Genomic DNA, 7,595 nt, shown 5'->3' with positions numbered 1-7,595 from the left:
CATAGCAAGTTGGTCCCACCCCTTCCCATCCCGAACAGGACCGTGAAACAACTTTGCGCCGATGATAGTGCTGCAACCAGTGTGAAAGTAGGTTATCGTCAGGCTTGTTATTCGCAGTAAGAGAAAAACCCCACCGGTTTCCGGTGGGGTTTTTTTTCGTCTGGCGCTTTTGTTTGGCGCTGGTGGTGTCGCATGACGGCTTGCGGCCAAATCCGACCTACAATGGCGGTATGCGCATTCTGATCATTGAAGACAACCCCGATATTCTTGCCAATCTCTACGCCTATCTGGAACCGAAGGGCCATGTGCTCGATTCGGCCATGAATGGCTATGCCGGCCTGGCGTTGCTGGCCCAGCATGAATACGATGTGATCGTGCTCGATGTCATGCTGCCCGGCCTGACGGGACTGGAACTGTGCCAGAAACTGCGCAGTGAATTGCGCAATAGCACGCCAGTGCTGATGCTGACGGCGCGCGATACCGTGCAAGACAAGGTCGCCGGTTTTGATAGTGGCGCCGATGATTACCTGGTCAAGCCATTCTCGCTGCTGGAACTGGAAATTCGCCTGAAAGCCTTGCTGCGCCGCGCGCGCGGGCAAACGACGGCGGCCGCCGTGCTGGCTGTGGGTGAGCTGCGTTTCGACACGGAAAAATTCGAAGTCCGACGCGCGGGCCAGACCCTGACCTTGACCAGGACCGGTTACATCATCCTGAAATGCCTGATGAACGAAGCGCCCAAGCTGGTGCCGCGCGAGCTGCTCGAGCATGAGGTCTGGGGCGATGACCGGCCCGACAGCGATGCCCTGCGCACGCACATCCATGCGCTGCGGCAAGTGCTCGACAAACCGTATGCCTTTCCCATGCTGCGCACCATTCCCGGCATCGGCTATAAATTATTGAGTAGCGATGCGCCCGTTTAAATCGTTGAAACGACGCATCATCGTTGCCTACCTGCTGTTTGCTCTTGTGGCGAGCATCTTTTTTGCCATTATTGCGGCCATCGCCGTCGAGGGCATCGAAGTGCGCCTGGTCGACGAGCGCCTGAAAGAAGTGGCGGCCTGGGCCTCACCCAGGCATGCGGCCGGCTTGTCTGTCGAAATGCCAGCCGGCTTGAGCTTTCATCACGCTGAAGATACGCCGTGGCCCTTGCGTGGCCTGACGCCCGGCATGCATGAGAAAACCGTCGATGGTGTCGATTTGCACGTGCTGGTCGGCAGCGATGTGCATGGGAAATTCGTCGTCATCGATCATGCCACCGAGTATGAAAAGATCGAGCTGGTGGTGTACAGCATGTTTGCCCTCGCCTTCATCGGTTTCTTGATTTGCGCTTCGCTGCTGGGCGCCTTCATCGCCAATCGCTTGATCACGCCAATCATGTCGCTGACGCAGGCCGTCAAGGCCGGACAGACGGCGTTGCCACTGCAGGACAGTGCCGATGAATTGGGGATATTGGCGCGCGCTTTTGCCGAACGTACGGCGGAGTTGACCGAAGTTCTTGACCGCGAACGCTTTTTTACGGGCGATGTCAGTCATGAATTGCGCACGCCGCTGACCGTGATCACGGGGGCGGCGGAAATCCTGATGGAACACGGCGGCGATGACCCGCTGGTGCGTTCCGCCTCCGAACGGATCTACCGGGCTGCGCACGAAGCGAGCGACTCCGTGACGGTGCTGCTGCGCCTGGCGCGCGCGCCGGAATTGCTGGAGTGCACGTCACTCTCCGTGGCGGAACTGGCTCGCCAGGAATGCCTGCGCTGTCAATCATATACGGCAGGCAAACCGCTTACCCTGGTGTTTGCGGATGGCGAGGACTTTCTGGTTAACGCCCCGCGTGAATTGCTGGCCGCCGCTATTGGCAACCTGGTGCGCAATGCCTGCCAGTACACCTTGCAGGGGGAAGTGATCGTGCGCCTGGCCGGACGCGCGCTGATCGTCGAGGATACGGGGCCGGGCTTGCCCGAAGCGGCCCGCGCGCGCCTTCTGCATCATCCCGTACCGGCCAATCTGAGTGGTTCATCCGGCACAGGTCTGGGGTTGGGCCTGGTTCAACGCATCTGCCTGTATCTGGGCGCGGACCTGGCGTTCAATGTCCGCCCCGCTGGCGGCACCATGCTGCGGATTGATTTCATTTAAGCCGGCTTTTTACGAGCACTTAACGAAAACTTAACGCCCTGTTGACGCGTAATTCATGCCGATACTTGTAAGGTGATTCTGGAAGCGCGTCTTGCCCCGTCCTTGTTGTGCACGGCGGGCAGCGTCATGTTCTCTTCATATTGACACTGTACGATGACTTCCATGGCTGCAGTCCTGTGCCGCCAGTCCCTTTCATCTCATCAAGTAATGTGTGCACCCATGCTGGCCAAGCTTAAACTCGTCAAAACTCCCAAAGGCATTGATAGCGTCCTGATGCTGTCAGCCATGCTGATCCTCTGGATCGGCAATTACAGCAACCTCGACCTCATGATCGCCGACAGTATGTTCGACGGCGCACGCGGACAATTTGCCGGCGCTGACAGCGCGCTGGTGGGCAGTTTTCAGTTTGGCATGACCTTGCTTGGCGCCGCCGTGATCGGCCTGGCCCTCTGGGATACCTTGCTTCCGCTGGCCTGGCTTGCATCACGCCGCAGTGCCTTGCGTGTCGTGGCCCTGTCGGCCGTCTTGGTGCCGCCAAGCATCTATTTGCTCTCTACCTTCAGCGATGTGCCTTGCCCCACGGATTTGCTGCGCTATGGCGGACTCGAACCGTACGCGCGCATGCTGGAAACACTACCCGCCAGTGCGTCTGCCATGGCTTGCCTGCAGGCGACCCAGGCAAACATGGCCTGGTGGATGCTGGCCTTACCATTGTTCTGCCTGCCAGCACGGCCACGCATGGCGCTTCTGCTGGCAGCGATCATGCTGTTGTGCGGTTTGGTGGCAGGCTGGCAGCAGCAGTTGCAAGGTACGCAATTTTTCACGCACACCTTGTGGTCTGCCTGGATCGCTGCTTTTCTGATATATCTGCTGCATCATTTGTTCCGGGCCGAGGACGCGTTGGCCTGAAACACAAAAGTAAGTCACAATCTGCCTGTCTAGTTGTCGTTTCATACAAAAACAGGAGCACCATGAACGAGCAGATTGCGAGAGAAGTGGTATTGGTCCGTGCTATCGAAACGGCCGATCAGAAAAAAGAAGTCCTCAGCGAGGAGGACCGCATGTATGCCAGCCGCAGCGCGCGTGAGCTTGCGCAGTGGCAAGCTTCGGGCAAGCAGGCCGAAGTGACGGGTGACGATTTCCTGCAACAGCGCTCCGAGCTGATCCTCAAGCGCATCACCGAGCGCACCCCCGCCTTCGCCGCCTTCGCGAAGCGTCGCAACGGCATGAAAACCCTGGCGCTGGCCTTGCCCCTGCTGGCTTTGTTGCTGGGCGCCGGGCTCGATCGCATCACGGACCCCCATCGCGTCGACTTGCTGTCCGCGCCCTTGCTGCTGATCATCGCCTGGAATGTGCTGGTCTACCTGGGCTTGCTGATCTGGCTATGCATTCCTTCGCATTCCCTCGGTTGGCCGAAAGCGGGACTGGTGCGCCACCTGAGCGTGGGCCGCCTGGCCTTGCCGCGCAAGCTGCCGCACGCCCTGTCCTCGGGCTTGCTCAGTTTCATGGGGGAATGGGCGCACCTGAGCGCCAAGCTGACGGCCGCACGCCTGAGCCGTACCATTCATCTGAGCGCCGCCATGTTTGCCATCGGCGCCGTCGCCTCTCTGTATGCGCGCGGTTTCCTGTCGCAATACGCGGCCGGCTGGGAAAGCACCTTTTTGAGTGCCAGCCAGGTGCACAGCCTGCTTTCGACCCTGTTTGCGCCAGCGATTGCCCTGTTTCATTTGCAAGGTTTTTCGCTGGCGGAAATCGAAGCGCTGCGTTTCCCGCAAACGACGACCGTGGAAGGTGGCGCGCGCTGGGTGCATTTGTATGCGGCAACGATTTTCCTGCTGGTCGTCGTCCCCCGCCTGATCCTGGCCCTGGTCAACAATTGGCGCGCCGCGCGCCTGGCCAAGCACTTTCCACTGGATCTCGATCAACCGTATTTCCGCAAGCTCAATGAAAGCATCGGTGTGGCCACGGGCGGCATGCTGCGCGTCTTGCCGTACAGCTTTACTGTCGATGAGGCGCGCCACAAGGGCCTGGGCCAACTGTCCATCATGCTGTTTGGTGAGCAGGGGCGCATGATGCTGCGTCCATCGACGTCGTATGGCGAAGAGCCGCAGGAGGTCTTGCGCGGCACCGACTTGAATGATCCGCAAGTCAATATCACGGCCGTGCTGTTCAACCTGACGGCGACGCCGGAAAAGGAAAATCACGGTGCCTTCCTCGATTACCTGGTGCAATCGTCGACACGCGGCATCGCCGTCCTGATCGACGAGTCCAGCTATTTGCAGCACGCTGGCGAGCAGGCGGATAACGGCGCGCGTCTGGCGGAGCGAGTTGCATTGTGGCAACATTTCTGCCAGTTCCATCAAACCACGGCCACCCTGGTCAATTTGCTCAATCCCGCCTTGCACCCGCTTGACGCCGGTGTCGGCTTGAAAGTATCGGCCGCAGCATGAGTGTGAATGTGAATAAAGATGTCCAGGATGATGCGGTGCAGATTCAGTTTGCGCTGATTTCGCATACGAATAATGGCAAGACGACGTTGGCGCGCACCCTGGTGGGCGTGGATATCGGCGAAGTGCGCGACGCCGCCCACGTGACCGTGTTTGCGGAATCGCACACCTTGCTGGCCACGCCGCAGGGTGATGCCTTGCAATTGTGGGACACCCCCGGCTTTGGCGACTCCGTGCGCCTGCTCAAGCGTCTCGGGCAGTCGGGCAATCCCATCGGCTGGTTCCTGCGCGAAGTGCTGGACCGTTATCGCGACCGCCCGTTCTGGCTCAGTCAGCAAGCGTTGCGCACGGCCAAGGACGCGGCCGACGTGGTGCTATACCTGGTCAATTCTTCGGAAAACCCCAGGGATGCTGGTTATTTGCCGGCGGAAATGAAAATTCTCGAATGGCTGGGCAAGCCGGTGGTGGTCTTGCTCAATCAGATGGGGCCGCCGCGTCCGGGCAATGAGGAGCACAGCGAGCAGGCGCGCTGGCGCGAGTATTTACAGCAATATCCCATCGTGCGCGACGTACTGGCGCTCGATGCCTTTGCTCGCTGCTGGGTGCATGAACGTGTGTTTTACGAAGCCGTGGGCAAGTTGTTGCCACAGTCGCAGCAAGCCGGCTATGCACGTCTGTTTGCTGCCTGGCAAGCGCAGAATACGGCGCGCTTCCAGCAGGCCATGCATTTGCTGGCCACACAGCTGGCCGTGGCAGCCCAAGATCGCGAAGCCATCGAGCCCGTCTCCAAGGGCTTGCTGAAATCGGCCTTGCAAGTTGTGGGTATCGGCAAGAATGCAGAGCAGCAACGCCAGGAAAAGGCCATGGCCAATCTGGTGGCGCGGCTCAATACGCACAGCGGCGAAACGACGCGTGAACTATTGATCTTGCACAAACTCGATCCTACCGATGCGCATAAGATCAATAGCCGGATACGGGAAAATTTCGCCGTGCGCGCGCCGATCGACAAGGCGCAGGCGGGGTTATTGGGCGCCATGATTTCCGGTGCGGCGACGGGCTTGTCGGCTGACCTGATTTCCGGCGGCCTGACCTTGGGCACGGGCGCCTTGCTCGGCGGCGTGGTCGGTGCACTGACGTTTGCGGGCGCAGCTTGGGGGTTTAATTCCGGCACGGACCGCAACGAGCCCACCATGCAATTTACAGATGCCTTCCTGCGTACCCTGGTGGTAGCGGGTGTGTTGCGTTACCTGGCGGTGGCGCACTTTGGCCGCGGCCGCGGCAACTTTGTGGAAAGCGAAGCGCCGGCCTTCTGGCAAGATGAGGTCGAGCAAGCGGTCGCCCGTCATGATGCGGCTTTACTTGAGTTGTGGAAAGATCTGCGCCGGGAAAAATCGCCTGAGCAAGCCGTCGAGCGCGTCACCCCCGTGATTGCCGCCATCACCTCCGATACCCTCGCGCGTCTGTATCCGGCTGTGGCGCGCCTGGTGTAGTTCATCAGCCTGTCAGGCATGGGCCTGCAGCCACTGCTGCAGAAATTGCACGCAGCCCCTGACCTTGGCCGAGTTCGACAGCCGCGACGTGGTCACCGCCCCTGCATCGGCAGCCTGTTTTCCACATCCCATGCCACGCAATGTGGATATTGGGATTATGCATTTCCTGATTGTATTCTGATGCGGCGTCAGTATCATCAAGGCATCCATCTATCGACAGGAGAAGTTCATGCCCGCACACAGAATCGCAGTCATCGCCGGCGACGGCATCGGCAATGAAGTCATGCCGGAAGGGCTGCGTGTTGTCGAGGCCGCCGCGCGCCGCTTCAATATCGACCTGCAGTTGACGACCATGGCATGGGCGAATTGCGACTATTACCTGGAGCATGGCCAGATGATGCCCTCAGACTGGTTTGCCCAGCTCAAGGATTTCGACGCCATCTATTTTGGCGCCGTGGGTTGGCCGGACAAGGTGCCTGACCATATCTCGCTGTGGGGTTCGTTACTCAAATTTCGGCGCGAGTTCGACGAATACGTCAACTTGCGTCCCGTGCGGCTGATGCCGGGCGTGCCGTGTCCGCTGGCGAACAAGAAGCCGGGTGATATCGACTTTTATGTGGTGCGTGAAAATACGGAAGGAGAATATTCCTCCGTGGGCGGGCGCATGTTCGAGGGGACGGAGCGCGAAACGGTGCTGCAGGAATCCGTGTTTACGCGCAAGGGCGTCGACCGCATCCTCAAGTATGCATTTGAGCTGGCGCAAAGCCGGCCCAAGAAACACCTGACCTCGGCGACCAAATCGAATGGCATCGCGATCAGCATGCCATTCTGGGATGAGCGGGTCGAAGCGATGGCGCCAGCGTTCCCCGATGTGCAATGGGATAAATACCATATCGACATTCTGGCGGCCCGCTTTGTATTGAGCCCTGAGCGCTTCGACGTCGTGGTGGCGTCGAATCTGTTTGGCGACATCCTGTCTGACCTGGGCCCCGCGTGCACAGGAACGATTGCCATCGCGCCATCGGCCAATATCAATCCGCAGCGCACTTTCCCGTCAGTATTTGAGCCAGTACACGGTTCCGCCCCCGATATCTATGGCCGGAATATCGCCAACCCGATCGGTATGATCTGGTCGGGCGCCATGATGCTCGATTTCCTCGGCAATGGCGATGCCAATTACACGGCCGCACATGACGCGATTTTGGGCGCCATCGAGCAGGTGCTCGAGCATGGTCCGCGTACGCCGGACATGGGCGGGGGCGCCAGTACGACCGAGGTGGGCATGGCGGTTGCCGAATTGCTGAAATAAAGCTTGCCGCCCGTGGGCGGCTTTGCTATAGTTCGCCTCCCCAATGAGACGCAGTCAAATGCGGCAGTTGAGGATCACCGGAAACGGCGATGAGCAAGAAAAGAAGGAGTTGACGGATGTAGTGAAATGCTTCATACTCTTCCTTCTTCGCAGCTGACAAACACAACGCTTTGTCGATAGCGCGAAAGCAGTAACCGAATACCGTTCTTTAACAAT

Annotated in this window: 6 protein-coding genes and 1 rRNA gene; all 7 read left to right on the top strand. The window is 59.3% G+C overall.

Translation table 11 applies throughout. The features are described from left to right. Positions 1 to 104, top strand: a 5S ribosomal RNA gene (gene rrf / locus ACP7DW_RS28615); the annotation flags it as partial. A 126-nt stretch (positions 105 to 230) separates the two neighbouring features. Then, positions 231 to 920 (top strand): response regulator transcription factor, encoded by a 690-nt coding sequence (locus ACP7DW_RS28610; protein ID WP_426057768.1) that lies wholly within the window; start codon positions 231 to 233, stop codon positions 918 to 920. Continuing rightward, on the top strand, positions 907 to 2,133 hold the full coding sequence (locus tag ACP7DW_RS28605) for a sensor histidine kinase (RefSeq protein WP_426057767.1): 1,227 nt from the start codon (positions 907 to 909) through the stop codon (positions 2,131 to 2,133). Before ACP7DW_RS28610 ends, ACP7DW_RS28605 begins: the two co-directional genes overlap by 14 nt. A 219-nt stretch (positions 2,134 to 2,352) precedes the next feature. Continuing rightward, positions 2,353 to 3,042, top strand: coding sequence for a phosphatase PAP2 family protein (locus ACP7DW_RS28600; RefSeq protein WP_426057766.1), 690 nt, complete (start codon positions 2,353 to 2,355; stop codon positions 3,040 to 3,042). 62 nt (positions 3,043 to 3,104) lie between these two features. After that, positions 3,105 to 4,583 carry a DUF2868 domain-containing protein gene (locus ACP7DW_RS28595; RefSeq protein WP_426057765.1) on the top strand — a complete coding sequence of 493 codons (1,479 nt, stop codon included), beginning with the start codon at positions 3,105 to 3,107 and terminating at the stop codon, positions 4,581 to 4,583. Next, on the top strand, positions 4,580 to 6,070 hold the full coding sequence (locus ACP7DW_RS28590) for a DUF3482 domain-containing protein (protein WP_426057764.1): 1,491 nt from the start codon (positions 4,580 to 4,582) through the stop codon (positions 6,068 to 6,070). Before ACP7DW_RS28595 ends, ACP7DW_RS28590 begins: the two co-directional genes overlap by 4 nt. Positions 6,071 to 6,299: 229 nt before the next feature. Further along, positions 6,300 to 7,379, top strand: coding sequence for a tartrate dehydrogenase (locus ACP7DW_RS28585; protein ID WP_426057763.1), 1,080 nt, complete (start codon positions 6,300 to 6,302; stop codon positions 7,377 to 7,379). The last annotated feature ends 216 nt before the right edge of the window (positions 7,380 to 7,595 follow it).

The sequence above is a fragment of the Janthinobacterium sp. PSRC1-1 genome, assembly GCF_049897525.1.
Lineage (GTDB): Bacteria > Pseudomonadota > Gammaproteobacteria > Burkholderiales > Burkholderiaceae_D > Janthinobacterium > Janthinobacterium tructae.
This window is presented reverse-complemented; position numbering and strand designations above follow the sequence as displayed.